This window comes from Bacteroides sp. ET489 (assembly GCF_030518095.1).
GTDB lineage: Bacteria > Bacteroidota > Bacteroidia > Bacteroidales > Bacteroidaceae > Bacteroides > Bacteroides ndongoniae.
In genome coordinates, this window is record NZ_JAULLJ010000022.1 from 1 (window position 1) to 24,090 (window position 24,090).

Here is a 24,090-nt window from a genome sequence, read left to right on the forward strand (position 1 = left end):
TTACGAAAAAAGACTGAAATAAGAAAGTCGAAGACAATATCCTCAAAGTCAGTAACTTTGGGGATATTTTTTTGTTATACCACGACAGATGAATACCCCGTTGGAAGTCGAAAATTGGACAAATCGAGTAACCAAATCGTAACCAAGAAAAAAAACGGGAATTTTGGTTACGACTTCGTAGATATGTCGTTGATTTGTCGTCGTTTACGTTCAATTTTATCGACACGCCGTAACCTAAAATCCTGAGCAGAAAAAGGAAACAACCGGCACGTTTACGATTCATTTCACGGGAATACACGACAATGACCCTCAAATGTCCGTTTCATAGCCGCCAAGTGTCCGCCTGTGGATTGCGCCAAGTGATTGTCAAACAGTATTTTTGCAACAAAAAAACTTAAAAGCGCATGAAACGGAACACATTCAGCGTACTTTGTTACGCAAGGAAAAGGGAACAAGGAAAGGACAAACAGTATCCCATCATGGTTCGCATCACCATCGACAGCGAACAGGTACAATTCAACTCACAGTTAATGGTGGATAAGAAGATGTGGAAGGACGGTGGCGTAGTCGGTCGTAGTGCGACGGCGGTGTATCTGCGCACGCAGATAGAGAAAATCAAGACCGACATTACCCGCATTTACGAAAAGGAAATCGAAAACAACCGCTACCCTTCACCGCTGAAGCTGAAGAACATTTATCTGGGCATCGAAACGAAAGCCAACACGCTGCTGACCGTATTCAAGAAGATGAACGAGGAAAAGCGGAAGGAAGTGGGCACATCGCTCTCGCAGAACACCTACAAGAAGTACGACCTGACTTACCGCCGTATGGAAGAATACATTCAGTTCAGGTTCAGGAAAGAAAAGTATAAAGACATTCCATTGACGGAGATAAACGAGGAATTTATCAACGGCTTCCGCAACTTCCTGCGTGTGGACAAGAAGGTCGGCCACAACGCCACCTCGAAGATGATGCAACTGTTCAAGAAAGCCGTCACCCGCGCAAGGAACGCCGGCCTTATCCAGTTCAACCCGTTCACGCAGCCCATCACCTTCGTTCAGGTGGACAAAGGCTTTCTGACGATGGACGAACTCCAGAGCATTATGGACAAGGAGATTGAAGTGGAACGCCTGCAACGGGTGCGCGACGTCTTTGTCTTTTCTTGTTGGACGGGGTTGGCGTACATAGATGTATATCTGCTCAAAGACGAGCATATCCAGAAGTATCTGGACGGCAACTATTGGATTATCTCCAAGCGCCATAAGACCGGCGTACCCATCAACGTGCGCCTGTTGGACATCCCCCTGCGCATCCTGCAAAAGTACAAGGGGAAACAGCCCGACCACCGCGCCTTGCCCATGCCAAGCAACCAGAAGATGAACGCATATCTGAAGGAACTCGCTGATATTTGCGGAATTAGGAAGAACTTGACCTATCACCTCGCCCGGCACACATTCGCCACGACTGTAACGCTAACTAACGGAGTATCAATAGAATCCGTGTCAAAAATGTTGGGACATACCAACATCCGCACGACGCAAATCTACGCGAAAGTAATCAACCAGAAAAGCGGCAGCGAGATGGAAGCCCTTTCCGACAGGCTGCACGTATCCATGAACGCATTATAATAGAAGGAGGACAGATATGAGAACGATAGAAAGACAGCTTAGAGCCAGACAAACGGCGGTGAGCCTGAACGAGAAGGAATTGAGCAGACTGATGAAAGCCACGTTTGACACGCCGCGTTTGGAACAGGTGCGTGACCTTTTCATCTTTTCGAGTTTCACGGGACTGCATTACCAGAACCTGAAATCCCTCCGTAAAGAGAATTTCCACAGCAAGTACGGGCAGAAGTGGATTTTCATGGTAAGAGAACAGACCGACGCGTTCATCCACATCCCCCTGTTGCCTGTTCCCCGAATGATACTGGAGAAATACGAAGTCCGGTATGCCGGGACGGATGAACTGTTGCCCGTCCCCAGCAACCAACGTCTGAATGTCTATCTGAAAGAGATTGCGGAACTCTGCGGAATCGAGAAGAACATGACCATGTATCTGGCTTACCATACGTTCAAGGAAACGATAACGGCAAAAAACGGCATATCCACCGGCACGGTATGCCGCATGTTAGGGCGGTTCGACCTGCGCGGCCGCCATGCCTATGTCACCGACCGCATCATCAAGCGCGAAATGGACAGAGTGGCGCGCAATTGCATCCCGTTTGAAAAAATTGCGGCGCAATACATTATGACAACCAATAAATCCGTATATTGTCCCACCAAATAAAACGATACCCCTATGCTACACAGAGGAAACATCACCATTACCGGGCTGGAGGACATCAACCGCCACCCCACAGTCAGCGTCAAGTTAGAGAACGGCAACGTATGGCTCACCAAACACGAGCTTGCTCGCCTGTTCGGAGTATTCATCCAGACGATAGATGCCAATATGCGCTCCATCTTCAAGTCGCGTATCCTGAATGAAAGTGAAGCGACCATTACGGAGAAGCAGGATAAGCTATACGTTACCTACTACAATCTGGAGGCCGTCATTTTTCTCAGCTTCCGCATCAACACCTATTGTACGAAGCTGTTCCGCGAGTGGGTGCTCAACTCCTTGTGCGAATACAAACGGCTGAAAGAGAAGCAGCCCGAAGTCCTTGTTGTGTTCAACGCTTCGGATAACCAGACATTCATTTCATACAACTAAAAAATAAGAAACATGGCAACAAACAAATCACAGATAGAAAAGTGGATAACGGCGCAGAAGAAGCACCGGCTGTCCGTCAACAGCGATTTTGTACACCAATTCTTCCCCTATGATGCCTGTTTTTAAGAGCAAGTTGCCTGACTCGTTCCATGAGTCGGGCAACTCACGGAAATGAGTTGCGCGCTATTTTGGAATCTATGGGCAATGTAGAAGGGCTTATTGTGGAAGATTTAAGTATACAACAACTTTAGAAGCAAAAAGTGCAGAAATAGCACGATTACAACCGTATTACGATAAAATAGGAGAGATGCCAAAAGGTAATCAAAAAAGTTTCAAACCTAAAAATGGAAATCATTAGTATGAAAATATATTTTGGACAACTTTATATACAAGCTGGGATTTCATTCCCCTTTAATTCATCATTTCAACGCTTTTTATCAGAAGAAGTGTCTAAATTAGTAGAAATGAATCCTAAATTTGAACAATCTTATGGAACAGAATATGAATTAATGTTCCGTATATCTGCAAAAAAAGAATTATTAACAAATGAAATATGTGGACCAACTATTTTCAAAAAGGAGAAAGACATTGAATACACCATATTTTTACCTTATAAATTTATAATGGAGCAATCTAACCCTAATAAATGCGCATTAGAGTTTTTGTTTGAAGGGATTTATACAGTTTTAGACTTATATGAAATAAATACATCAAGGCTGAAAATAGAGCAAAATAAGATTATAAATAAAATTATATCATCTTCTAATATGTTCAAAGATATACTTGTTTATTAATCAAGGAGGGGAAGCAGGCGGCCCTCGTCGCCAAAATCTTCTCCCTCTGCATCTCCCGTATGCCTTTCTACAAGGAAAAGGCTGCCAATGCCGTACTCATTCCCATCCCGGCGGCTACCCGTGAGCGCAACGCCGCCCGTTTCGCCCGGTTTTGCAGCCTCCTTTCACGCCGCCTGAAAATCACCGACGGCTTCCGTGCCACATGGATAAGGGAAGACCGTGAGCAGATGAAAGGCACTCACGGCCTTGACAAGCTTTCCAACCTCATATTCCACCTCGCCTGTTTTCAGGGACGCGATGTGTTCCTCGTGGACGACATTGTGTCCACCGGCGAGAACTTCACGCAGATGAAACGCAGGCTGATGCAGCTTGGAGCCAACTCCGTTACCGGCCTGTTCTTGGGGCGGACGGTGAAAACGGGGAAAGAATAAAAGGAACATTTCACAAAGTCGGACAACCTAAAGTTCTGAGTTGGAGAGGATGATGGCGGATTCCGCTGATGGTATGACATTATTGACAACGTAAAACAATGATAAAGATAGAATCATTCATATTGTGCCTGCTTTTCCCTATCATGGCTTATGGTAAGGGAAGCATGAGGGATACCGTAAGGATTCAGGTTCATAAACAGATGTATGAACTTACCATGTCCGTGGACTCCGCTAAGGGCGGATGTGCCCAAAGCCCGGTTATCGTGTCCGTGAAACTTGCCAAGGGAGGGAAGCCAGCGGGAGAAAGCGTCTTTCCGTTAGCAGGCGACTGTCCTGATGAAGAAGATATAAGCATTGAAGGCTCGGACAAGGGATTTACAATCAAATGTCCGTACTGCGAAGGTTTCTACCTTTATATCGGCTATGCCCGATTTGGATATTCAGAAAGGCTGGATGATTTTGTTTTGGCGGGATACAAAGAAGAAATTATAGACAGGCTGTTTCCTGAATCGGAAAGTAAAACCGTGGAATACAAGTTCCGCCCTGAAAAGCCGCTTACTTTATGCGCTTTTTCAATCCAGGCTGTCAAGAATTTGATACATCAGAACATAGCTCAGGAATACGAAATTGCTCAAACCCGTACCGGTTTGTATCCGGTGTTCGGTTACTCTTCCAAGAAAGGCAAATTGATGTGGATAGGATGTCCGGTCGAGTTTGTGATACATAACATAGGTAAAAACAGGCTGTCAGTGCTTGATCATTCTTCTTATTACGGCTATGCCCATGAAGTTATTTATAAGCTTGATAACAATCCTTCCAAGAGATGGAATAGCGAACTCATTTATAGGAGTGAAAGCGACTCTATAGGAGATTATCTGGATTCTGCGGAATCCATTTCTCCCAACGAATCCAAACGCTACATTATCATGCCACGGATTTTTGTTTATAAGAATCCGGAATTTCAGAAGCTGTTTGAGGATACGATTGCGGTCATGGCACGTTCCCATAAGGAATCCCGTTGGCCTGTTGCCCCTTCTTCGCTATCCTCTGACCAGCGGAAGTTCCTCAAGGAACTTATTTCCGGTGATTCCCTGAGAGTCCGGTTTTATTCAGATTCATTGCATCGTCATCATGCGGTAAACATTCCTCTTGATACTGACAAGAGGCTTTCCTCATTCTTCTGATAAATGAAAAAAGGGAATATTAATTCAAAGACTTTAATTGCTATATGGGAAAGAAAAATGAGAAAAGCCAATACCATAAAGTTCACGATATACTTCTTGCTTTTCGCTATTATTCTATACTTTGAATATTATGCGATAGAAATGCAAGAGGGGGAATGGATTGCCCATGACGACCGCAGACCTTTGACAAGCATGATAGCACTGATTGGCATTTGCCCTCTTTATATATTGTATGACATGGCTATACGCAATACGTTGTGTCGGTTGTCCGCCTTGCTGTTGCAAGCCGTTTTTAACCTTTGGAGCCTATTATGGTTTAGTTCATTGCCGACACTTGGCACATACGAAGCGGAATATGAACGCACAGGGGTTCTGCCGGAGAATATGATACCGTCTAATGAAAACAATTTCTACTTTTGTTGGATTGTTGGCGCAGTCATCATACTTTATCTTGTGGTGGCAATGACAATCTCGTATGTTATGAAACTATATGCCGGAAGCAAACGATTTACAGACAAATGGACTGGCAGCAGACAACCATGCAACAAACATCTATGAGAATACTTTTTTGTCTTATATTGCTATTGTTACCTTCCCTGATAATAAAGGGGCAAACAGGACAAGATTCTATCATCTTTCATGGGAATATAGTGAACGACATGGAGGAGGAAGAGGATATTGTAGCGCAGTACAGGTACAATCTATTTTGTAAAAGTAATCCACAAAACAGGATTCCATTAGATACGACTGTTTTTGCAATCAAGTGTTTGAGAGGAGATACTATTGTTTTGGAGGTGTTGGAAGCGTCTCCGTTCCTTTTTCAAGTGGAATGTATCGCAAACAGCGATGCCCAGACCGATATTCATATTTGGAATTTCCCCAAATCGTATAATGGTTGGCATCTTGGTGATAATAGGACAGAACATCTGCCCGTAAAAAAAGGGGATTACCTTTCAACATTAGTCGGAACCTATCAGCAGACATTACATATCGCAGGCGAAGAGCTTGTATGGACGATGATGAAACTTGTCGCTGATGGCACTTTTGAATATATCGGTAATATCTTTAACCTGGACAGAGAAGGTGGAAATTATCTTATTGGAAGATGGTATGTAAACAAAGATACCCTTGTGTGCAATGTAGAACCTGAATTATTCCCTCCGCGAATACAAAGGCGTTATGACGGACAGATTCTTTGTTTTCGTTATCCTGCATGGGAAGAAAATAGGAAAGAAGCTTTGAGCCATGGCATCGTTTACAAGTTCTTAATACGCAAGACAGGTTTGATTGAGATTGATGACAAACAAAGAGTATTCAAAAAAATAAAGCATCGGTAGCTACCGGATATGATTATACCCCAATAGGTCATTAGACTTTAGGTAGATTGCCTGCTTATGTTTTGCAGCCTCCTTTCGCATCGCCTGAAAATCACTGACGGCTTCCGTGCCACATGGATAAGGGAAGACCGTGAGCAGATGAAACGTAGGCTGATGCAGCTTGGAGCCAACTCCGTTACCGGCCTGTTCTTGGGACGGACGGTGAAAACGGGGAAAGAATAAAAGGAACATTTCACAGAGTCGGACAACCCAAAGTTCTGAGTTGGGCAACTCACGGAAACGGGTTGGGCGACTTGCAGGCTTGGGATAAATGCCAAAGAATACAATATTCCAATCCCCGACCCAAGCAGCGGAATGTAAAAGCCCGTCATTTCCGTCGGCAAGCATATCCCCGTTCCCTTTGGGAATGGAAATACCCTTGCCGCCTACGCAAAACCGTAGAAACATGCCGCATGGTCAAGCGTGATGAACCCAATCATCACACCATATCCCATACGCCACCTTTCCTTGACCGGTTTTGTCGCCAAGGTAGGCTTTTACGCTTGTCCGACCCGCCCGTTATTGCACGTTGCCGCCTTCGAGGGCGGAGTCGAAGGCATTGTAATGGTCGTCGTCATGCACGCTCAATGCCGCCACGAGGCTGTTCAACGTGCGCACGGCATCCAGCCGCTGTTCCGGCGAGCATTCCTCCGGATGGCTCAATACATCAATGGCGCAGGTCAGATGCGCCTTCGTCTGCTGCAAGGTGGACACATCTTGGATGGGAAACAGATAGAAAAGTTCTTCATCGGAAGAACGGACGATGCCCTTCAGGGCGGTAGCTTGTAATTCCATATCTTTCGGGTATTAACAAATGACGTAACGCTGCCGGCCACCGCACCCAAAGCATCGCCAAACGCTTAACACGAAGTGAACCGGCAGGTTACGTCAAGGTATAACCTACCCGGTTCATTTACCTTCGTGTTTTGAAATTGGCGATTTCTGGATGCCGGTAAATGAACAACATTACCACGATGCTATTTGCACCGCTGGCACAAAGGTAAGAAAATAAAGCCAATAATCCATTGCCATCCTTAAAAAACCTCCTTCGGAAAAGTCCATTGCGGAGAGAAATCAACATTCCTACGGTATGTTTCCCTTGCCGCTTTCATTCCCCATCACTCCACCATGCGCGATTGAAAGGTTGGATGGGCTGACTTATTACGTGCGCAAAAGTAATTTCGGGTTTTGACGGACAAATCAAATTTTTTAGGCACAATCTCCACACTTCGCAGGCTCAGGTAGTATTCCACCGAAAAAATTTGCTTCTGCAAAACCCTGTCTTTTGCCCCGCTTACGAAATAAGTCAGCTCACCCAACTCGTCAATGCATAAAAAAAATGTCGTGATTATGAAAGCAACAAGAGAAACAAATGGAAATAAGTCGCTTCCCAATCTGCCTCTGCATAAATTCGTGGGCGTGGCGGTGAGGTTCTCCCTTGCGGCACTCGGCACATCCCTGTACGGTGGCTCCCTTCTGGTGTGGTTCGTCGGGCTGTGGCTGGCGTGGAACTTCCTTGTGGGTGTAGTCCGTTTCCTGTGGGTCTGCCTTGTGTTCCTTTTTGCGTTTGTTTCGGTTGTCGCTTTCATAGTCTGGGTATTAACACTCTAAACTCACATCATCATGGATACAACAAACATTTCAAAGAACGTTTCGTTTACCGGACACCGCTCCGGCAGGATAAGCCAACCCATGCTTACTCTTTTTACAGGCATGGTGACGGAAATCAAAAGACTGTATGCTTTGGGCTACCGTAACTTTCTCTCAGGCATGGCGGAAGGCAGCGATTTGATTTTTGCAAAGGCAGTCTTGACGGTAAGAAACGAATTAACCGATATACGGTTGGTAGCTGCCATCCCTTTCCGGAAGCAGTCCGCACGCTATTCCGACACGAACAAGAGGCTTTACATCAGTCTGTTGGAAGAAGCGGACAAGACGGTTATCCTTTCAGAAAGCTATCACAAGGGCTGTTTCCACCGGCGCAACGACTTTCTGGTGGAACATGCGGCAATCATGCTCGCTTATTGGGACGGACTGCCCTATGGCGGCACATACTATACCATAGGAAAGGCGCAGATGCTGAACAGAATAATTATAAACCTTTATAAATAAGAACGCTTATGAAACGGTACAGCAAGACTATCGCACAGCAGTGCAAGTATTATGAAGTGGAGGACATTTTCGAGTACATGGTGGAAACCTACATCGACGGCAACCACAGCACCTTTACCCGGCTGTTCAAGGAACTGGAGAAGGACGCACGCAGGCTGTTCATCGAATACCTGTTGTGGGAAGTCAATCCCCAATACCACGTGGAAATACTGAAAGCAACCATCTAAAGAATTACGGTATGGACAAGATAATATCCCAAATGACGAAAGAAGAAAAATTGCAGGCTTTGGCGGACTACCATGCCTGCAAGCGTGAGCGGCACATCATTCTCCGCTATATCCAGGCACTCCGCCGGGAAGATGCGGAACAGACCGCCTATTTCGAGAGCTTCGGCGAAAGCGTGCATCAAATTGTGCTGAACGTGAATACCTACGAGCGCAGGCTTGTTTTCGGCTATGTGGACAAGCAGTTCAACGAATATGGATGGATAAATGGCATGTTGCCCATCGTGGAGGAAATACGGTTGGACACATCCAACGTGATACACATCGGCCAGTCCGTGAATGGCACGTATGCCGTTACGGTGAGCTGGTGTACCGGCACGGCAGGAGGCGGTAGCCACCCATCGGTATGGGATGAACCCATTTCCGACTACAAGGAAGCGGTACGCACGGGAATACATCGGCTGGAAGGGCATTACACTTATGCGGAACGCCACTCCCTGACAGACAAGGGAAATTACAACCCGAAGTATATCCGCAAGTTGAAAGCCGGATTGCGGGAACTGAAGTTACGCTATACCGCCCCGCAGCAGTTGAGCCTTTTTTGATTATTCACCTATAAATATATAATGTATGGACGTAAAGATTGAAAGCATGATTTTCGGGTGGGACGAGCGGATACCCGAAGTGTTGGTAAAGTTCATCAATTCCGTGACGCTGACAAAGGACGAACAGGAGCTTCGCGAACTGGTGAAAGTATTTGCACAAAGCAAGGAGTTCAACCGCTTCTTCGCTTTCGGATACGGGAGCAGCCACTTTTGGCTCAAACAAAGGATGGCATCTGACCCGGACAAGTGCATGGAGAACCGCTTATTGATTGTCGAATTTTAAGGAATTGTATGATGGTTACAAGAATGACAGAAAACGGCGTTTCGACCTGCCGGGCAGCAGGAACGGAACAATTCGAGAAATTCCAGACTGGTTTTGGGAGAAGAAAACGCACGCTTGTGCAGTACGATTACAGGGCATCCGATGGGGAATTGTTCTCCTGCGTGGCTCCGACTTTGGAGGAATGCCGCCGCAGGCGCGATGCATGGTTATCGGAAAAGGAAAGAAAGGAGGCCGGCAATGAATGACGGTTACGAAACGCTGATAATCACATTTAGCGAACCCATCGAGGTTTTGGACGGTAGGTTTGAGGACATCGACACATGGGGCGTGGACAGCCTGAAGAAGTGGGTGGACGATTACGAGACCACACGCTTCACCCCGATAAACGGCTATACGGCAGTCATCACATCCGAATACAACATGAAGCCCGTAAGGGAATGGTTGGAACATTACATGCCCATAGCGGAAATGAAGGAATTGTAGAGGGATGATGCGCTTGCAGAAGCAGCCCGCCGGAACCAATCCGACGGGCTGCAACCGTTTCACACCACAGGCATGTCAGTCCGTTTCCTCGCCCCAAAGCTCCGTATCAGTCGGGGCATGGCGTATGGCACGCCAGATGCAACAGCCGGTTACGGCAAGAAGCGTCAAGTAAGCAATGGCAAAACAAAGCATAGCCGTCAGTATTATGGAGCAGGCTGTTCCGGGTTCTCTACTCCTTCTTCCGTCTCGTTGTTGAACGAAAAGCTCTTGGTTACCGTCTGGTTAAACGAATCCACAATGTAGATGTCAATCGTCTGCTGGTCGGTGCAGAGCGACCTGTAATAGAGCCGGAAGGTCTCGCCCGGCAACGAATAAAGGTCATTGGGCAGCAATACCGTGCCGTCCTCCAGACGAAGCTCCCCCTTGCCCGTAGGCTGGAAATAGCGGATGAAATACTCCGTTTCCTCGTACCGCCCGCTGCGTACCAACTGGCAGCGTATTTCGGCTTCCCCGCCTTCCACGATGGTACTCTGTACCGGCAGGGTTGCCAAATCGAACTCATACACCTGCTGGATGTCCAGCTTGTCGGAACAGGCGCAAAGCAGCACGGCGGCAACCAGCGCGAAACCGGCGGTAAAAATCAGTTCAGTCATTCGTTTCATTTTCTTGATGATTTATTAGTCCAATATGAATTTCAGTCCCACCCCGAACTGGAAGTGGAAATTTCCCGTACCGCCACCCCACAGGCAGCGTTCACGCGCATGGAGGAGCAGTACTGTCCGGTTGGTGAGGTAGGTTTCTATCTCCAGCGATACCGCGCCGCCATAGACGAAAGCGTCGCCGTCCGTGATGCGTGCCCCGTCATAAAGCAGGCTCTCGCCCCAATTCACCGTTTCATAACCCGCCATCGCCGAGCCGCCCACGTAGCAGAGGAACACTTTGTTCGCGTCCGAGAGGAAGTTATAGTAGTATCCCCCTTCCGCCGTGAACTGCGACAGCGGCAGGCGCGTGTCCTTGTACGGGTGGTACTTTTGCAGATACTCCGCGCCGAACACCCACTTGCTGCACCCTTTCGTGTACGAGTCCATCGACAGCCCGAAGTGGTAGCCCAGCTCATTGCGCCGGCTTGCCGAATGGAAGCCGTCCGCCATGCCCGCCGTCAGGCGCAGCCCTTTCATACCCGGCAGACAGCGTTGCGCCTGCACCTTGTCTGCAAGGACAAGGCACAGCGCCATGCCGATTAGAATAAACACCGTCCGTTTCATCCTACTTCACTTTCAGTTCGTTGATGACCTTGGCACGCACCAGTTCGGCATTGGTGACCGTGAACTGCTGATGCCGCCCGCCGTTCTGCTCGTTTATCTCCACCACCAGTTGCTTGTCGTCCGGCAGGGTGAACTTGGGCAGGGTGAACACCGTGCGCTCCCGGCTCTTGCCGCCAATCTCCGTCACGTAGTTATAGGCACGCAGCGGTACAATCACCTGCTCTTGGATGGCGGTGCGTTTCGCCACTTTCCGGTCCACCACCTTGAACGACACGAAGTCCACCGTGAACGGCACGTTGGAGGAGTTCTTCAGTTCCGTATGGAAATAAAGCAGCCCGTTGTGCGTGTAGATGCCTTTCAGGAGGTACTGGATGCCGAAGCGTTTGCAGCCGATGTGCTTCACCAGCCGCTTGTCGTCCTTGTGGATGGACTTCATGATGAGCCGCACCAACAGCGGTGATTCGCTGCCCAACTCCTTCAGATAAACCTCCTGCGAATTGTTCGGGCGGTTCACCGCCTCCCCGTCGTGCAGGAAGTCCTTCATCTCGATGTTCAGCTTGGTCGGCTCATCGGCATACTTCACGTTGAAGGTATAGTAGCTTCCATCCTCGGTAATCACCGCCAGATTGGTTTCGCGGGAGAAGTCGCGCAAGGCGGCCTTCACTCGGAGCACGTTTTCCGAGCCGTCCGCCTTGCCCGCGATGATGTCGGCGGAACCCAAGTCCACGTATTTGATAGTGGCGGGGAAGATGATATGCACGGTCTTGTAAAACGTAACCTCCAGCGCATACGGGGGTATCATCCGGTCGAAGGTTATCGGGCGTGTCAGCCCGTCGAACAAATCACCGGTGGACGGGCTTTGTTTTACCCCATCATCGCCCGTTTCAGTTTGTCCTACTGTTTCTTCCGTTTCTTTCAAATCGGTTTCTTCCACGACCTTCTGCGCTTGGGCATGGGTCATTGCGGCCATGAGAGCCGCCATAAGCATAATTTTCTTCATTCTTCCTTGTGAATAATAGTGATACATAAGATTATTTCTTGGCCACGAGCAGTACCGCGTGGTTCGCCTTGAGCGTTACCTTGACGGTGCGGAACTTCGTGGCGAGGTATTGCGACAGCCCCTGTATCGCACTGCGTCCCAAGTCCGAGGCCAGTTGCGCCCCGGCATCGGTGGAGATGTTGATGCTGCTGCCCATCGTGGAACCCATGTTGGCCGCCATCTCCTTGAGTGCGGTCAGTTCCTGCGACCCCGGCACCGAGATGCCTTTCATGCCGCCCATGTCATATACCTCCAGTTCCACCGGCACGACCCTCCCTTTATAGGCAATGGTACTGATGGTCAGTTCCATACGCTCCCCGTTGATGCGTGCCGTGGCGGTCAGCACGGTGTTGGCCGGTATATACATGCCCCCGACGTCAATCGGTTCCAGCAGGCGGATTTCCGCCTCCTTGCCGTCGCTTACTGTAACCGTGCGCCGGATGCAGGCACGGATGCTGTTCCTGCCTGCCGTGTGCGCTTGGTCTGTTACCGTGTGGAACCCCATGTTGTGGGGACGGCTGTACCGTTCCATGAACTCGGCATCGGACATCGGTTGTGCCAGCATCGACACGACCTGCTCCGCCACCTGCGTGACCGGGCTGACCGTCCTTCCCTTCGTTTCCGTTACGGGTACGGACTTCGCTCCGCCACCCTCTTGTGGCAGGTAGCGCGAGGCCATCTCGTAGGATTTCTCCATCAGGCGGAGCTGCTCGTCGGCGGTTTCCTTTGCCTTGCGTTCCTCTTCCGCCCGGCGTTCCAGCTCTTGTATGCGCCATTCCAGTTCCAGCGTTTTCTGGTCGTCCTCCGGCTCCGGCTGCTCGTAGAAGCTGCCAATCTGCCGGTTGATGTCCCGGTAGGCATCCGCCGAGGTGCGGATGGACGACCCGCCCGATGATGCAGTTTCTTCGGTCTGGAACACATCTTCCACGGCCTCCCTGTCCGTATCATCCTCCGCCACCGCCAAGTCCTGCAGGGTGCTCATCTTCTCCCGCTGCTTGCGCTCGAAGTCCTGCTGCTCGTAGGCGGCACGCTTGTCCGAAGGCAGGTTCTTCTCCTCCGGCATGGGCACTTCCACGTTGAAGCCGTCGGGCAGGCTCTCCCCTTCGTCCGACGGTGCGAATATCAGCCACATCGCCACGCCGAAGACAAGGAACAACAGCGGATAGACCAGCATCTTCCTCCGTTTCCGGATTTCTTCGGGAGTCAGCGGTTGGGACTCCTTCCGCCCGCGTTCATTCTTCTTTGCCGTTTCCGGCTGTTTTTCCGTTTTGTTCTCTTTCATGTTTCCTGTCATGATTAAAATGGATACTGTCTTTACTTATGCCCGGATGCAGTTCCAACTGCCGCATCCGTTCTATTCTCATCTGCTCTCCCCGGCGTTTGCCGATGTTGTATATCGACGACACGGTGATGTAGATGGAGAGGGCGCTGAATCCCACGAGCATCGCCACCACCACGATGAGCCGCACATCGGGCGACAACCGCCCGCACACGCAGCGCATCCCGTCGCTTATCCGGTCAGGGATGTAATGGAGCCACTTTCTTGTCTTTCCCATACGCCTTTACCTTTCTATGGTCCGTAAATCGCGGTTCTCCAGAATGGTGAACTGCTCCATCGTGAAACCGTGAGGATTGTTGTCCGACCGCACCGAGTTCAGCAGGCGGCAGCGGGTTACAAGACTGCGCTCGGTGATGTTGCTGCTCCTGACGAGCGACTGGCGGGCATAGGTCGTCACGATATAGGGGTAACGCTCGAAGTCGCACGCCACGCTGTCCACCCGCACGGTCTGGTTGATGTTCGCCGAGATGATTCGGTTGTAATACCCCTTCTCTTCCCAGTCCTTGTAGTAGCGGAAGGCACTTTCGTCACACAGGTACAATGCCCGGCGGATGTTGCCCTCAATGGCCGCCTTGTCGGGCGAGAGTGTGAAGAACAGTTCGTGGAACCGCCTGACATGTTCCCGCGCCTCGACCGGACGGTTCTGGGAAAGGTCTTGCGAGAGCGCGAGGATGAGCGACTTGCCGTTGTCCAGCACGTAGATTTTCTCCCGCTGCTTCTCGGCGAAGCTGTACGAACTCCATAGCGCGTAGCCCGTGACCAACGCGCACAGCACGACGAAGGCTATCGCCATCGTGCGTATCTGCCGGAAGCTCGTTTCGATGTTCTTTAATGACTTGAATTCCATTTTCTTTAATTCTTGTTGTTGATTGTTGAATCATTTGCCCCGCAGCTTGCCCGCAATGTGCCCTGCTCCGGCACCGGTAGCCGCTGCCGCCACCTTGCCGGTCTTGACGGCGGAGTTGTTCACCTGTTTGCCGTAGTTGCCCGCTCCGGCCGCCTGAATCACCCATGTCGATACCGTCGGGATGGTGAAATACCCCACGATGGCGATGAGCATGAAGATGATATAGGCCGAGTTGTTCGTGTCCGGCACGAAGTTCGGGTCGGTCAATGCCGCGATGTCCTTCTCGATCATCAGCGTCTGGATGCGTGCCAGCACCGAACTGAACAAATCGGAGATGGGCAGCCACAGGTAGATGCTGATATACTGGCATATCCAATGCACCATCGTGCTGTGGAAACCGTCATACACCGAAATGGCGAATGCCAGCGGCCCTAGGATGGAAAGCACGATAAGGAAGAACGTCCTCAGCGTGTCCAGTATCAGCCCCACCGCCTGAAAGAGCAGCTCCAGAAAACTGCGGAAGGCGTTGCTGATGGTCTGCTTGATTTCATACTTGCCGCGCTCGATGGCCATCCCCGCCATCGTCTTCAGTTCCGACGGCGTCCAGCCCAAGTCCTCAATCTGCCGCTCGTATTCCTCGTCGCTGACCAGATAGGCCGTTTCCGGGTTCCGCACCAATGCCTCGTATTCCAGTTTCTCCCGTTTCTCGGCGTACTCCTCCATGTCAAGCGTCTGCCCTTGCAGGATGCCGTGGCAGCCGGTGACGATGGGACTCATGATGCCGTTGATGGTTCCCAACACGAAGGTGGGGAAGAACATGATGCACGCCCCGATGCAGAACGGGCGGAACAGCGGATACACGTCTATCGGCTCGGCGCGTGAGAGCGCCTGCCATACCCGTGAGGCCACGTAGAACAACGCGCCCAATGCCGCCACCCCGGTGGCCACGCCCGTGATGTCCGAGCAGAGCGGCATCATCTCGTCATAAAGGCTGCGCAGCACTTCATGCAGGTTGCCGAATGTACTTTCTCCCGTCATGGCTACCAGTATCTTTGGTTATCGGTCCCGTACAGGTCGAGCACGCGCCGCGTGTCGTTCTTCTCCTTTGCCCGGAGGTACGACACGCCGATGTTGCGGTTCGTGTAGTAGCGCACTAAGTTGCGGTGGTTCTTCACATCGCGGTAGATGCGGTCTATCAGGTCCATGCGCTCCTTGTCCGTCATCGACAGGCCGGTCTGCGTGACGACCGTCTTCAGCTCGTCAAGCATCCCGCTGCTTTCCTCCAGCATCTTCGTGTAGCCGGAGGCGATGGCGGCCAGTTCGTCCGTCGTGTAATTCTCGTCGGCAAGCATCTTCTGGAACGAGTTCACGTAGATGTCCGATATTTCCCCCACGAGCAGCACGGTCTGTTGCACCTTACGCGCGTCTTTCACCAAGTTATGTACCGACTTGAGCGCGTCGTAATACTTCTTTCCCTGCTCGTAAATCTTGACCGTTTCCTGAAAGTTCTTCACCATGTTCTCAGCGGTCGTGGTGGTCTGTATCACGTTCCGCGTGGTGTTCACGATGCTCTGCGCGAGGTTCGACGGGTCAAAGGTCACCCATTGCGCCCGGACCGTCGTGGCGGTGCAGAGCAAAACCGTAAGACAGATTGCTGTTATTCTTTTATTCATATCCGTTGATGATTAAAATGTTCTTGTCAATATTCATATTCCCTGCAATCCCGTACATACACCCCTTCCGAGGCGAGCACGAGCCGCTCGTTTTCTTCGTCATAGGCGACCTGCACCCTTTCGGGCAGTTCCGCCCATGTCCCTTGCCCGTTCCGGTAGAGCGTGGCGGTCAGCACGGCTCCCCAGCGGTAGGCGAGGGCGATGCGGTACGTATGCCCTTCGCGGTACACTCTGACCGGGGGCGACTTGCCCCGGCTTTTCCACCGCCCGCAGATGCGGTCGAGCGGGAACAACGTTGCATATTCCATAGGCTCATCCCTTCCTTGCGTTCCTTTTCTCCTCTGCCAGCCGCTTGATGGCCAGCTCGATGTTGCCGCCGAGCTTCTCCGCCATGCGCTGCACCTCCACTTTCTCGCTCTCTTCGGTGGTGTAACAGAGGTATTCCTCCAATGAGGTTTCCGTCGCATACACCGCCGACTGCACGCCGCCCAGCCCGAACCACACCTCCTTGTACTTCCGCGTCGGGTCGTTGGACATGTTCACCGAAAGAATCTGCCCCTTCTCCTTGTCCGTCAGCCCGAGCAGTGTCTGTATCTGGTCGAACTTGTTCAGGTATTTCCGCTGGTCAAGGAGAATCTTGCAGTCCGAGTTGTTGATGATGCTCTCTTTCACTATCGGCGAGGAGATGATGTCCTCCACTTCCTGCGTGACTACCACCGCCTCCCCGTAGAACTTGCGGACGGTCTTGTAGAGATAGCGGATGTAGTCCGCCATGTTCGCCGAGGCGATGGCCTTCCACGCTTCCTCGATGACTACCATCTTGCGGATGCCTTTCAGACGGCGCATCTTGTTGATGAACAGCTCCATGATGATGATGGTCGTAACGGGGAACAGGATGGGATGGTCCTTTATCTGGTCGATTTCGAAGACGATGAAGCGTTTCGTCAGCAGGTCAAGCTGCTTGTCCGAGTTGAGCAGGAAGTCATACTCGCCGCCCCGATAATAGGGTTCCAGCACGTTCAGGAAGCCCGCCAGGTCGAAATCCTTCTCCCGTACCTGCTTTTCCTCCAGTATCCGTCGGTACTCCGACTTCACAAACTCGTAGAAGGTGTTGAACGAGGGTTCTTCCACTTCCCCCGCCTTGATGCGCTCGATGTAGAGCGACACGGCGTTGGACAGCGCCACCTCCTCTGAGCGGGTTGCCGGTTCATTGTCCTTCTTCCACAAGGTGAGCAGCAGCGTCTTGATGCTCTCCCGCTTCTCGATGTCGAACACCCGGTCGTCGGTGTAGAACGGGTTGAAGGCTATCGGGTGCTCGTCCGTGTAGGTGAAGTAGATGCCGTCCTCGCCCCCGGTTTTCTGGTGTATCAGCGAGCAAAGCCCCTCATACGAGTTTCCGGTGTCCACCAATACGATGTGCGTTCCTTGTTCGTAGTATTGCCGTACCAAGTGGTTCATGAAGAATGACTTGCCGCTGCCCGAACCGCCCAGCACGAACTTGTTGCGGTTGGTGGTGATGCCCCGTTTCATCGGCAGGTCGGAGATGTCCACGTGCAGCGGTTTGCCGCTGATGCGGTCTGACATCTTCAGCCCGAAAGGGGAAAGCGAGCTGCGGTAGTTCGTTTCCTCCGTCCAGAAGCAGACGGCCTGCTCGATGAAGGTATAGAATGATTCCTCCGCCGGGAAGTCTGCGGCGTTGCCCGGCATCCCCGCCCAATAGAGCGTGGCGGCATCCACTGTGTCGTGGCGCGGTTTGCACTCCATTGCGGCAATCTGGCTGCCCGTGTCGTTGCGGATGACCTTCACTTCGTCCGGGTTGTCCGTCCATGCGATGACATTGCAATGGCAGCGCACCGAGGTCAGCCCATAGGAATGCGCGTCGTTCAGGTACAGGTCTATCCATTCCTTGTTGATTTGGTTGCTCCGCGAATAGCGCGAGAGCGACTGCATGTTGCGTGCCGTCTTCTCGAAGCGTTGCAGGTTCTCCGCGCTGTCGTCGATGAAGAGGTACTGGTTGTAGATGTGGTTGCATGGGAGCAGCAGCCCCACCGGGCTGGCGAAGGAGAGGCGGCAGTCCGACCGGTCTGTGGAGAGCCGTTCATAGCGGCTGTCCGTACCGACCCGGCCCGGCAGCGCGTCCAGTTCCGAGAGCGTATAGACCGACAGCCGTTTGTCGCCGATGCGCACCCCCTCGTCGCCCAGTTCGATGTCCTCCAGCGTGCCGGTGTCCTCCAACGACAGGCAGAGGTATTTCTCCAGCAGGCCGGGTTTTTCCTCCGTGCCGGTTACCTCGTCGCCCGACAGACGGCACAGTCTGACCAGTCCCGTGTCGTTTACAATGCGGGCGAACTGCCCGGCGGCATCTAAAAAACGTGCCGCCGTGTCCCGGTTCACTTCCTTGGGGATGATAAAGCCCCGGCACAACGACGAGAAGCTGCTCTGCATCCGCATCCGCTCCTTGGTCGTCTTGGTCAGATACAAGTAGCAGCAGTGGTTCAGGAAAGGCCGTTCGTTGAAGTGCAGTTCATAGCTCCGCGAGAGGAAGCCGAGCTTTTCGCCCTCCGTCCGGCTGCGGTAGTGTTCCTTCACGAACCAGTCCTGCTTGTGTACCACCGTGTAGTCGGGCAGCACCTTAACCGCTTTGCACCATGCCGCATGGATGGCGGCATATTCGGCAGAGGTTACCGTGAACAGTTCGGGAAGCTCCACTTCGAAGGCCACGGTGATGTCCGCGTCTTTCGAGACGATGCAATCCGACTCGACGGCCAGCAGCGGGAACTTGCTTTCCAACGTGGCGGCTTTCAATATATTTCTCATAGGCTTCTCTTTGGGGTGAATAACTTCCGGACGCTAATCCGGTTAATCAGGTATCGCGGGTGCTGCCGTTTGGCGAGCCGTTTCATCAGCCCGTGCTCGCCGTACTTGGCGTTCAGACGGAATGTGAGCCATACCAGTATCGATGCGGATACCGCGCCAAAGGCGATGCACACCCATTGACCTGTTCCTGCCATGTACATAACGATGAACACCACGAACACGGCAAGCAGTCCTCCGGCGAAGATGAACAGGTATTGTGCCTTCAGCCCCTTGAACTCCGCGCTCTGCCCGATGCCCTTGTTCAGTTCATATTCCATAATCCTATTCTATATATTATTTATGTATAGGGATTAGAGGAAGAACGAGCGCAGGATGGTGGCGGCGACTATCAGGAAGATGCACGCCCCGAACCACGAGGCGGCGGTCTTCGATGTGTCCGGGTCGCCCGAACTGAACTTGTTATATACCTTGATGCCTCCTATCAGGCCGACCACCGCGCCGATGGCATAGACGAGTTTCGTTCCCGGGTCGAAGTACGAGGTGACCATCTGCGTGGCTTCCGTGATGCCCGCTTGTCCGTTACCTTGCGCGTAGAGCGCACCGGCTGCCATCAGGCAAACCGCCATGAAAAAGATTCTCTTTGTTGTGTTCATAAAAAGTTGGTTTTATGCGGATAGACCGCTGTTAAACAATGTCGTCAATGGAAAAGTCATCGGGTACGATACTCTCGGCGGGAGGCTCCGGTTGCCGCTGCCTGCGGTAGTCCGCCAGATGCAGCTCGATGAGCGAGGCGATGCGCCGTTCCCGTTCCGCATCCCCGGCGGTGAGCTGGTCGAACATCGGCGTGCCCTTGAGTTCGGCAAGTGCACGTCCGGCCTGCTGCCGTTCTGCTTCGGTGGCGGTGTTGTCATCCATCGCCATGCGCACTGCCAACCCCATGTCCTCGAAACGGAGGCCTGTCGCTTTGGGCGCATGGCCTTCCAGCATCTCGTCCTCGTCTATCGGAGGCTCGCCGGCATCCGTGTCCCGGTACTCCATCGGTTCGTCCTGCCCCTCCACGGGTTCCAGCCCGCCTTCGGCAAAGAGCGCGTCCAGCTCGTCGGCGGACACCACCTTGGGGTATCGTTCCGATTCCGTTGCAAAAGTACCCGCTTCGCTTTCCGGTTTCACGGTTTCCGTTTTTTCAGGTACTTGTGGCGTGGAGTGGCACAGGGAAAATGTGCTTTTGCCTAAAATCTCTCCCGCGTCGGCTATCTTCCGGGGGAGTGTTTCCTCCCTTTCGCGCTGCCTTTTCCGGCGTTCATGCCGCTCATACAGGAGATAGGCGGCCACCCAAAGCAGATAACCTGCAAGGAATATGATAAGGATTGTTGTCATAGGCTGTCTGTTATTTTAGAAAATTCCGGTATCCCGTTGCTTGTATTCGCGCTCGATGTCCCCCTGCCAGTCGGCAAAATGCTTCTCCAGCACGTTGTCCACGTAGCTGAACAACGATACCCGGTTGCCTCCGATGGTCTGCACGATGCGCTGTATCCGCTCGTGGAACTCCTTGCGCAAGTAGATGGTCTTGCCCAGCCGGGCGCATACGGGCGACTCGTGGATGAACAGGCGGAGGTACTCGCTCTCATGGGCTGGCTTGATGTCCGGCTGTTCCGTCTGGCGGGGTACGGGCGTTTCCGGCTCCACCGTAGGAGGGACGGCCAGAGCGGGCTGTTCTTCCTTGAACGAGGCGACGATGGAGCTTTCGTCCAGTTCCGTCAGGCTGATTTTCTTCCGTTCCCCCATGGCTACCTCCCGATAATGGTGAGTATCTCTTCCGTTATCTCCCGGATATGGCTCCCCTTGGCGAGCGTGCCGTCCACCGGGAACAGCGTCGAGCGGAACACCGCCTTGTGTTCCCCCGTCAGTTCGCGCCGGAAGCGCTTGCTGTCGGGCAGGAAGGTTTGCAGCACCTGCAACCCCAGCTCCCGGATGATTTCCTCATATACCCTGTAGAGTTCCGACTTCTCGCGCCCATCCACCATGTTCCACAGCAGGTACAGCCCCTTGATGTTCGTCTTGCCCGGGTCTATCAGCGTGTCTTTCAGCTTGGCCGCAAAGCGCAGGGTGCTTTCCATCACCACCCGGTCTGCCGCGATGGGCGAAAAGATGTAGTCCATGTTCGCCAGCGTCCGCAGCACGCCGCCGCTGTTCACCGTGCCGGGCAGGTCGAAGAACACGATGTCCGTGCCGGGCAGCTTCTCTAATAGTCCTTCCGCCTTTTCCACGGCATCCTCCGCCGTGCCCTCGACGACCGGGTAGGCCTTCTTGCCGATACGTTGCAGTTGGCGGTAGGCCATCGCCTTGTAGTGTTCGTCCTCCATGACGGTTTTCAAGTCGCGCTTGCGCATTTCGGCGATGCTGTGCTGCGGATAGTCGCAGTCCACCACCGCCACGTTCAGCCCTTTCACGTAGTGCAGGTAGCTGGCCGCCAGCACCGTCAGGGTCGTCTTGCCCGCCCCTCCCTTCTGGGTGGAGAAGGCGATGTAAAGTGTTTCTTTTTCTGTTGGCATAACCGTTCCGTTTCAAATGATGCGGCAAAGGAAAAGAGAAACGGGAACGGTGGAAAAGGATTTCACGCTTCGGGGCGCGAGTGGCTCGGCTTTGGCGTGGAGTGGCTGGCTGGTTGGTCATACATCTGATTGTCCGGATAGTCCGTTGGACATCCGTATGATTGCCGGGTGGAATGGCTGATGCACCGGTGGCTGATATGGCTGGATGGCTGTTTGTGTCATTAGCCGCTTGACGGGTTGTCCGGTTCTGCAACCGCCCGGTTGTCGGTACGGTTGGATGTCGGGCTGGCTGGTCAGTCGGCTGTCCCAACGTTGCAACGGAGGTGCTGGCTACCGTCGGAATTATCCTCCGGGCAAAGTGGCTCCCCTATGGCATAATGTGGCTGGTCGGGGTGTTGTGCTGCAAACGGCTCCGCTTCCTACCTTTGCGGCATGAATCCGTTGGCGTGGTCGGAGGCTTTCCGTCTGGTCATCGTCCGCTTTCCCCGAAAGCGCTTTTCTCCACCGGTGGGGAAAACGTATGTTCGCCAGAACATAGCAAGCTGTGTTTTTTGCAGCACGCATCCGCTTCTGCCGCAAAAAACGCTTGCCCTTGCAGGGGGCGCAATTTGGCTCCGAAGTCGCAAATTGTAGGGATGGGGCATAACGGCGGCACGGCCACGGACGGGCAGGTTTCACCTTTTAATGACAGCAAGCATGAATGAACAACAGCAACACCCGAAAAGAAGGAAAGGCGGACGGACACCCAAGTCCGCGCCCGCCTTCCACCGCGAGACCGTCAATCTCGACGCCGCGCAGCACGCCCGGTTCCTCACCCTTTACGAGCAGTCCGGTCTTTCGTCCAAGTCGAAGTTCATCGCCGCGCGTATCTTCGGCGACGGCTTCCGGGTCATACGCACCGACCGGGGCACGATGGAATATGTGGCCAAGCTCACCGCCTTGTACCAGCAGTACCGCGCCGTCGGGGTGAACTACAACCAGGCGGTCAAGGAACTGCACGTGCATTTTACCGAGAAAAAGGCGTTGGCATTGCTCTACAGGTTGGAGAAGCTGACCCTCGAACTGGTGGCGCTCAGCCGCCGCATTGTCGGACTTTCCGAAGAACTCAAAAGGCATGGTGGCGAAAATCAGCACGGGTAAGGACTTGTATGGCACGTTGGCATACAACCAGACGAAGGTAGAGGAAGGGCACGCGAAGATATTGGATGCCAACCTGCTTCCATACCCGGAGGACGGGCATTTCCGCATGGGCGAAACGATGGAGGCTTTCACGGCATGGCTTCCCTCGCACTTCCGCACCGAGAAGCCGGTCATCCACATCTCGCTCAACCCGCATCCCGACGATGTATTGACCGACGGGCAGCTTGCCGCCATCGGCAGGGAGTACATGGAGAAGTTGGGCTACGGCAACCAGCCTTTCCTGATTTTTAAGCATACAGACATCGACCGCCACCACATCCACATCGTGTCCCTGCGCGTGGACAGCGGGGGCAGGAAGATTTCCGACCGCTTCGAGCACCGCCGGAGCAAAGAAATAACCGGGCAGTTGGAACTGAAGTACGGGCTGCATCCGGCAGAGGGGCAGAAGAAGGCGGAGGAGTGGAAGCTCCGCCCGGTGGATGCGGCGCGGGGCGACATACGCCGGCAGATAGCCGATACCGTCAAGCCGTTGCTCAAGCTCTACCGCTTCCAGTCGATGGGCGAGTTCCGGGCGTTGCTCTCCTTGTATAACATAGGCATGGAGGAAGTCAGGGGCGAAGCGGGCGGACGTGCCTATCATGGCATTGTCTATACGGCATTGGATGCGGACGGGAACAAGGTGGCGACCCCCATCAAGTCGGCAAGGCTGGGCAGGATGGCGGGTGCGGAGGGCTTGCAACGGCGCATGGAGTGGTCAGCCTCGCGCATCAGGGCGGACGGTTGCCGCGAGCGGCTGCGCCCTCCGTTGGCCGGGGCATTACTGAAGGCAAGGGACGAGGCGGATTTCCGCCGCCGTCTGGCTGCCATGAACGTGGATTTGGTGCTACGCCGCAATGAATCCGGCAGGATTTACGGGGTAACCTTCATCGACCACACGAGCCGTACCGTGCTCAACGGCTCCCGTTTGGGCAAGGAGTTCTCCGCCAATGCCTTGGAAGCGCGTTTCAACGTGGCGCAGCCCGGACTGTCGGAAGAGGTACAGCCACATATAGCAACATCTGCGCCGGAACCCGATACGGACGGCAAGGTATTGGGCGGCCTGTTCTCAGCCATCGAGCCGGAGACAAGTTTTGTCCCCCGGCATCCGCGCCTGCACAAGCCTGACAAGAAGAAACGCCGCCGCAGGTACGGGCGGCAGGACTGAATGCAGCCCG

35 protein-coding genes and 2 pseudogenes are annotated in these 24,090 nt (G+C 52.8%); 21 read left to right on the top strand and 16 right to left on the bottom strand.

From position 1 onward, the window contains the following. Positions 1 to 404: 404 nt before the first annotated feature. From Q3C19_RS12005 to Q3C19_RS12045, 9 genes and pseudogenes are all read left to right on the top strand, one after another. Positions 405 to 1,628, top strand: coding sequence for a site-specific integrase (locus Q3C19_RS12005; protein ID WP_072545349.1), 1,224 nt, complete (start codon positions 405 to 407; stop codon positions 1,626 to 1,628). Positions 1,629 to 1,644: 16 nt separating this feature from the next. Continuing rightward, on the top strand, positions 1,645 to 2,286 hold the full coding sequence (locus Q3C19_RS12010) for a site-specific integrase (protein ID WP_302729560.1): 642 nt from the start codon (positions 1,645 to 1,647) through the stop codon (positions 2,284 to 2,286). Positions 2,287 to 2,298: 12 nt separating this feature from the next. Next, complete coding sequence (locus tag Q3C19_RS12015) at positions 2,299 to 2,712, top strand: hypothetical protein (protein ID WP_018711275.1); 414 nt, start codon at positions 2,299 to 2,301, stop codon at positions 2,710 to 2,712. A 344-nt stretch (positions 2,713 to 3,056) separates the two neighbouring features. Then, positions 3,057 to 3,506, top strand: a complete 450-nt coding sequence (locus Q3C19_RS12020; RefSeq protein WP_302729563.1) for a hypothetical protein — start codon at positions 3,057 to 3,059, stop codon at positions 3,504 to 3,506. A gap of 2 nt (positions 3,507 to 3,508) precedes the next feature. Further along, positions 3,509 to 3,937, top strand: a pseudogene (locus Q3C19_RS12025) (ribonucleotide-diphosphate reductase subunit beta); the annotation flags it as partial. Positions 3,938 to 4,035: 98 nt separating this feature from the next. Further along, complete coding sequence (locus tag Q3C19_RS12030) at positions 4,036 to 5,121, top strand: hypothetical protein (protein WP_177608175.1); 1,086 nt, start codon at positions 4,036 to 4,038, stop codon at positions 5,119 to 5,121. A gap of 3 nt (positions 5,122 to 5,124) precedes the next feature. After that, positions 5,125 to 5,679 carry a hypothetical protein gene (locus Q3C19_RS12035; RefSeq protein WP_225226218.1) on the top strand — a complete coding sequence of 185 codons (555 nt, stop codon included), beginning with the start codon at positions 5,125 to 5,127 and terminating at the stop codon, positions 5,677 to 5,679. Next, positions 5,676 to 6,458: a hypothetical protein gene (locus Q3C19_RS12040; RefSeq protein ID WP_177608179.1), complete on the top strand. Its 783-nt coding sequence runs from the start codon at positions 5,676 to 5,678 to the stop codon at positions 6,456 to 6,458. Before Q3C19_RS12035 ends, Q3C19_RS12040 begins: the two co-directional genes overlap by 4 nt. A 60-nt stretch (positions 6,459 to 6,518) precedes the next feature. Then, positions 6,519 to 6,680: pseudogene (locus Q3C19_RS12045) on the top strand (ribonucleotide-diphosphate reductase subunit beta); the annotation flags it as partial. A gap of 336 nt (positions 6,681 to 7,016) precedes the next feature. Here the strand turns inward: Q3C19_RS12045 and Q3C19_RS12050 are convergent. After that, on the bottom strand, positions 7,017 to 7,292 hold the full coding sequence (locus Q3C19_RS12050) for a hypothetical protein (protein WP_204393653.1): 276 nt from the start codon (positions 7,290 to 7,292) through the stop codon (positions 7,017 to 7,019). Positions 7,293 to 7,847: 555 nt separating this feature from the next. Between Q3C19_RS12050 and Q3C19_RS12055 the strand changes: the two genes are divergently transcribed. Genes Q3C19_RS12055 through Q3C19_RS12090 form a run of 8 tightly spaced genes read left to right on the top strand, consistent with a single transcriptional unit; the run spans position 7,848 to position 10,376 of the window. Then, entirely contained in the window at positions 7,848 to 8,108 is a 261-nt protein-coding gene (locus tag Q3C19_RS12055) for a hypothetical protein (RefSeq protein WP_204404715.1), read from the top strand. Between the two features lie 12 nt (positions 8,109 to 8,120). Continuing rightward, the gene (locus tag Q3C19_RS12060) at positions 8,121 to 8,609 is read left to right on the top strand and encodes an SLOG family protein (protein ID WP_117616271.1); all 489 of its coding nucleotides are present in this window, start codon (positions 8,121 to 8,123) and stop codon (positions 8,607 to 8,609) included. A gap of 8 nt (positions 8,610 to 8,617) precedes the next feature. Next, positions 8,618 to 8,836 (top strand): hypothetical protein, encoded by a 219-nt coding sequence (locus tag Q3C19_RS12065; protein WP_302729578.1) that lies wholly within the window; start codon positions 8,618 to 8,620, stop codon positions 8,834 to 8,836. 11 nt (positions 8,837 to 8,847) lie between these two features. Beyond that, entirely contained in the window at positions 8,848 to 9,438 is a 591-nt protein-coding gene (locus Q3C19_RS12070) for a hypothetical protein (protein WP_071150615.1), read from the top strand. A gap of 25 nt (positions 9,439 to 9,463) precedes the next feature. After that, complete coding sequence (locus Q3C19_RS12075; RefSeq protein ID WP_071150616.1) at positions 9,464 to 9,721, top strand: hypothetical protein; 258 nt, start codon at positions 9,464 to 9,466, stop codon at positions 9,719 to 9,721. Positions 9,722 to 9,732: 11 nt separating this feature from the next. Next, positions 9,733 to 9,966, top strand: a complete 234-nt coding sequence (locus Q3C19_RS12080) for a DUF3873 domain-containing protein (protein WP_071150844.1) — start codon at positions 9,733 to 9,735, stop codon at positions 9,964 to 9,966. Beyond that, positions 9,959 to 10,204, top strand: coding sequence for a hypothetical protein (locus Q3C19_RS12085; protein WP_071150617.1), 246 nt, complete (start codon positions 9,959 to 9,961; stop codon positions 10,202 to 10,204). The genes Q3C19_RS12080 and Q3C19_RS12085 overlap by 8 nt, the downstream gene beginning before the upstream one ends. 4 nt (positions 10,205 to 10,208) lie before the next feature. After that, complete coding sequence (locus tag Q3C19_RS12090; protein WP_158098078.1) at positions 10,209 to 10,376, top strand: hypothetical protein; 168 nt, start codon at positions 10,209 to 10,211, stop codon at positions 10,374 to 10,376. 31 nt (positions 10,377 to 10,407) lie between these two features. Here Q3C19_RS12090 and Q3C19_RS12095 read toward each other — a convergent pair whose 3' ends face one another. From Q3C19_RS12095 to Q3C19_RS12165, 15 genes are read right to left on the bottom strand one after another with little or no spacing between them, the layout of a single operon-like run. Beyond that, complete coding sequence (locus Q3C19_RS12095; protein ID WP_072545356.1) at positions 10,408 to 10,866, bottom strand: DUF3872 domain-containing protein; 459 nt, start codon at positions 10,864 to 10,866, stop codon at positions 10,408 to 10,410. A 15-nt stretch (positions 10,867 to 10,881) separates the two neighbouring features. Then, on the bottom strand, positions 10,882 to 11,469 hold the full coding sequence (locus Q3C19_RS12100) for a conjugal transfer protein TraO (protein ID WP_191762945.1): 588 nt from the start codon (positions 11,467 to 11,469) through the stop codon (positions 10,882 to 10,884). A 1-nt stretch (position 11,470) separates the two neighbouring features. Then, on the bottom strand, positions 11,471 to 12,469 hold the full coding sequence (traN, locus tag Q3C19_RS12105; protein ID WP_302729585.1) for a conjugative transposon protein TraN: 999 nt from the start codon (positions 12,467 to 12,469) through the stop codon (positions 11,471 to 11,473). A gap of 31 nt (positions 12,470 to 12,500) precedes the next feature. Continuing rightward, positions 12,501 to 13,802, bottom strand: a complete 1,302-nt coding sequence (gene traM / locus Q3C19_RS12110; protein WP_302729587.1) for a conjugative transposon protein TraM — start codon at positions 13,800 to 13,802, stop codon at positions 12,501 to 12,503. After that, the gene (locus Q3C19_RS12115; protein WP_302729589.1) at positions 13,741 to 14,064 is read right to left on the bottom strand and encodes a TraL conjugative transposon family protein; all 324 of its coding nucleotides are present in this window, start codon (positions 14,062 to 14,064) and stop codon (positions 13,741 to 13,743) included. The genes traM and Q3C19_RS12115 overlap by 62 nt, the downstream gene beginning before the upstream one ends. Positions 14,065 to 14,070: 6 nt before the next feature. After that, positions 14,071 to 14,694 (bottom strand): conjugative transposon protein TraK, encoded by a 624-nt coding sequence (traK, locus tag Q3C19_RS12120; RefSeq protein WP_072545361.1) that lies wholly within the window; start codon positions 14,692 to 14,694, stop codon positions 14,071 to 14,073. 30 nt (positions 14,695 to 14,724) lie between these two features. Next, positions 14,725 to 15,732: a conjugative transposon protein TraJ gene (gene traJ, locus Q3C19_RS12125; RefSeq protein WP_071150623.1), complete on the bottom strand. Its 1,008-nt coding sequence runs from the start codon at positions 15,730 to 15,732 to the stop codon at positions 14,725 to 14,727. 2 nt (positions 15,733 to 15,734) lie between these two features. Continuing rightward, positions 15,735 to 16,367: a DUF4141 domain-containing protein gene (locus Q3C19_RS12130; RefSeq protein WP_072545363.1), complete on the bottom strand. Its 633-nt coding sequence runs from the start codon at positions 16,365 to 16,367 to the stop codon at positions 15,735 to 15,737. 26 nt (positions 16,368 to 16,393) lie between these two features. Continuing rightward, the gene (locus tag Q3C19_RS12135; RefSeq protein WP_072545364.1) at positions 16,394 to 16,675 is read right to left on the bottom strand and encodes a DUF3876 domain-containing protein; all 282 of its coding nucleotides are present in this window, start codon (positions 16,673 to 16,675) and stop codon (positions 16,394 to 16,396) included. 4 nt (positions 16,676 to 16,679) lie between these two features. After that, entirely contained in the window at positions 16,680 to 19,184 is a 2,505-nt protein-coding gene (locus Q3C19_RS12140) for a TraG family conjugative transposon ATPase (protein ID WP_302729593.1), read from the bottom strand. Continuing rightward, positions 19,181 to 19,501, bottom strand: coding sequence for a DUF4133 domain-containing protein (locus Q3C19_RS12145; RefSeq protein WP_071150627.1), 321 nt, complete (start codon positions 19,499 to 19,501; stop codon positions 19,181 to 19,183). Before Q3C19_RS12145 ends, Q3C19_RS12140 begins: the two co-directional genes overlap by 4 nt. 33 nt (positions 19,502 to 19,534) lie before the next feature. Then, complete coding sequence (locus Q3C19_RS12150; RefSeq protein WP_072545366.1) at positions 19,535 to 19,837, bottom strand: DUF4134 domain-containing protein; 303 nt, start codon at positions 19,835 to 19,837, stop codon at positions 19,535 to 19,537. Positions 19,838 to 19,868: 31 nt separating this feature from the next. After that, positions 19,869 to 20,561 carry a conjugal transfer protein gene (locus Q3C19_RS12155; RefSeq protein ID WP_302729596.1) on the bottom strand — a complete coding sequence of 231 codons (693 nt, stop codon included), beginning with the start codon at positions 20,559 to 20,561 and terminating at the stop codon, positions 19,869 to 19,871. Between the two features lie 15 nt (positions 20,562 to 20,576). Beyond that, on the bottom strand, positions 20,577 to 20,969 hold the full coding sequence (locus tag Q3C19_RS12160; protein WP_302729598.1) for a DUF3408 domain-containing protein: 393 nt from the start codon (positions 20,967 to 20,969) through the stop codon (positions 20,577 to 20,579). Between the two features lie 2 nt (positions 20,970 to 20,971). Further along, positions 20,972 to 21,736, bottom strand: coding sequence for a ParA family protein (locus Q3C19_RS12165; RefSeq protein ID WP_302729600.1), 765 nt, complete (start codon positions 21,734 to 21,736; stop codon positions 20,972 to 20,974). Between the two features lie 49 nt (positions 21,737 to 21,785). On the opposite strand from Q3C19_RS12165, the gene Q3C19_RS12170 reads away from it, so the two are divergent. The 4 genes from Q3C19_RS12170 (at position 21,786) to mobB (ending at position 24,080) form a co-directional block, all read left to right on the top strand. Further along, a complete protein-coding gene (locus tag Q3C19_RS12170; RefSeq protein ID WP_255395964.1) occupies positions 21,786 to 21,917 on the top strand; it encodes a hypothetical protein in 132 nt (43 codons plus the stop codon). Between the two features lie 24 nt (positions 21,918 to 21,941). Further along, on the top strand, positions 21,942 to 22,172 hold the full coding sequence (locus tag Q3C19_RS12175) for a hypothetical protein (RefSeq protein WP_217732218.1): 231 nt from the start codon (positions 21,942 to 21,944) through the stop codon (positions 22,170 to 22,172). A gap of 260 nt (positions 22,173 to 22,432) precedes the next feature. Continuing rightward, positions 22,433 to 22,876 (top strand): conjugal transfer protein MobA, encoded by a 444-nt coding sequence (gene mobA, locus Q3C19_RS12180; RefSeq protein WP_217290106.1) that lies wholly within the window; start codon positions 22,433 to 22,435, stop codon positions 22,874 to 22,876. Then, entirely contained in the window at positions 22,851 to 24,080 is a 1,230-nt protein-coding gene (gene mobB / locus Q3C19_RS12185; protein WP_302729667.1) for a conjugal transfer protein MobB, read from the top strand. The genes mobA and mobB overlap by 26 nt, the downstream gene beginning before the upstream one ends. Positions 24,081 to 24,090 lie beyond the last annotated feature (10 nt).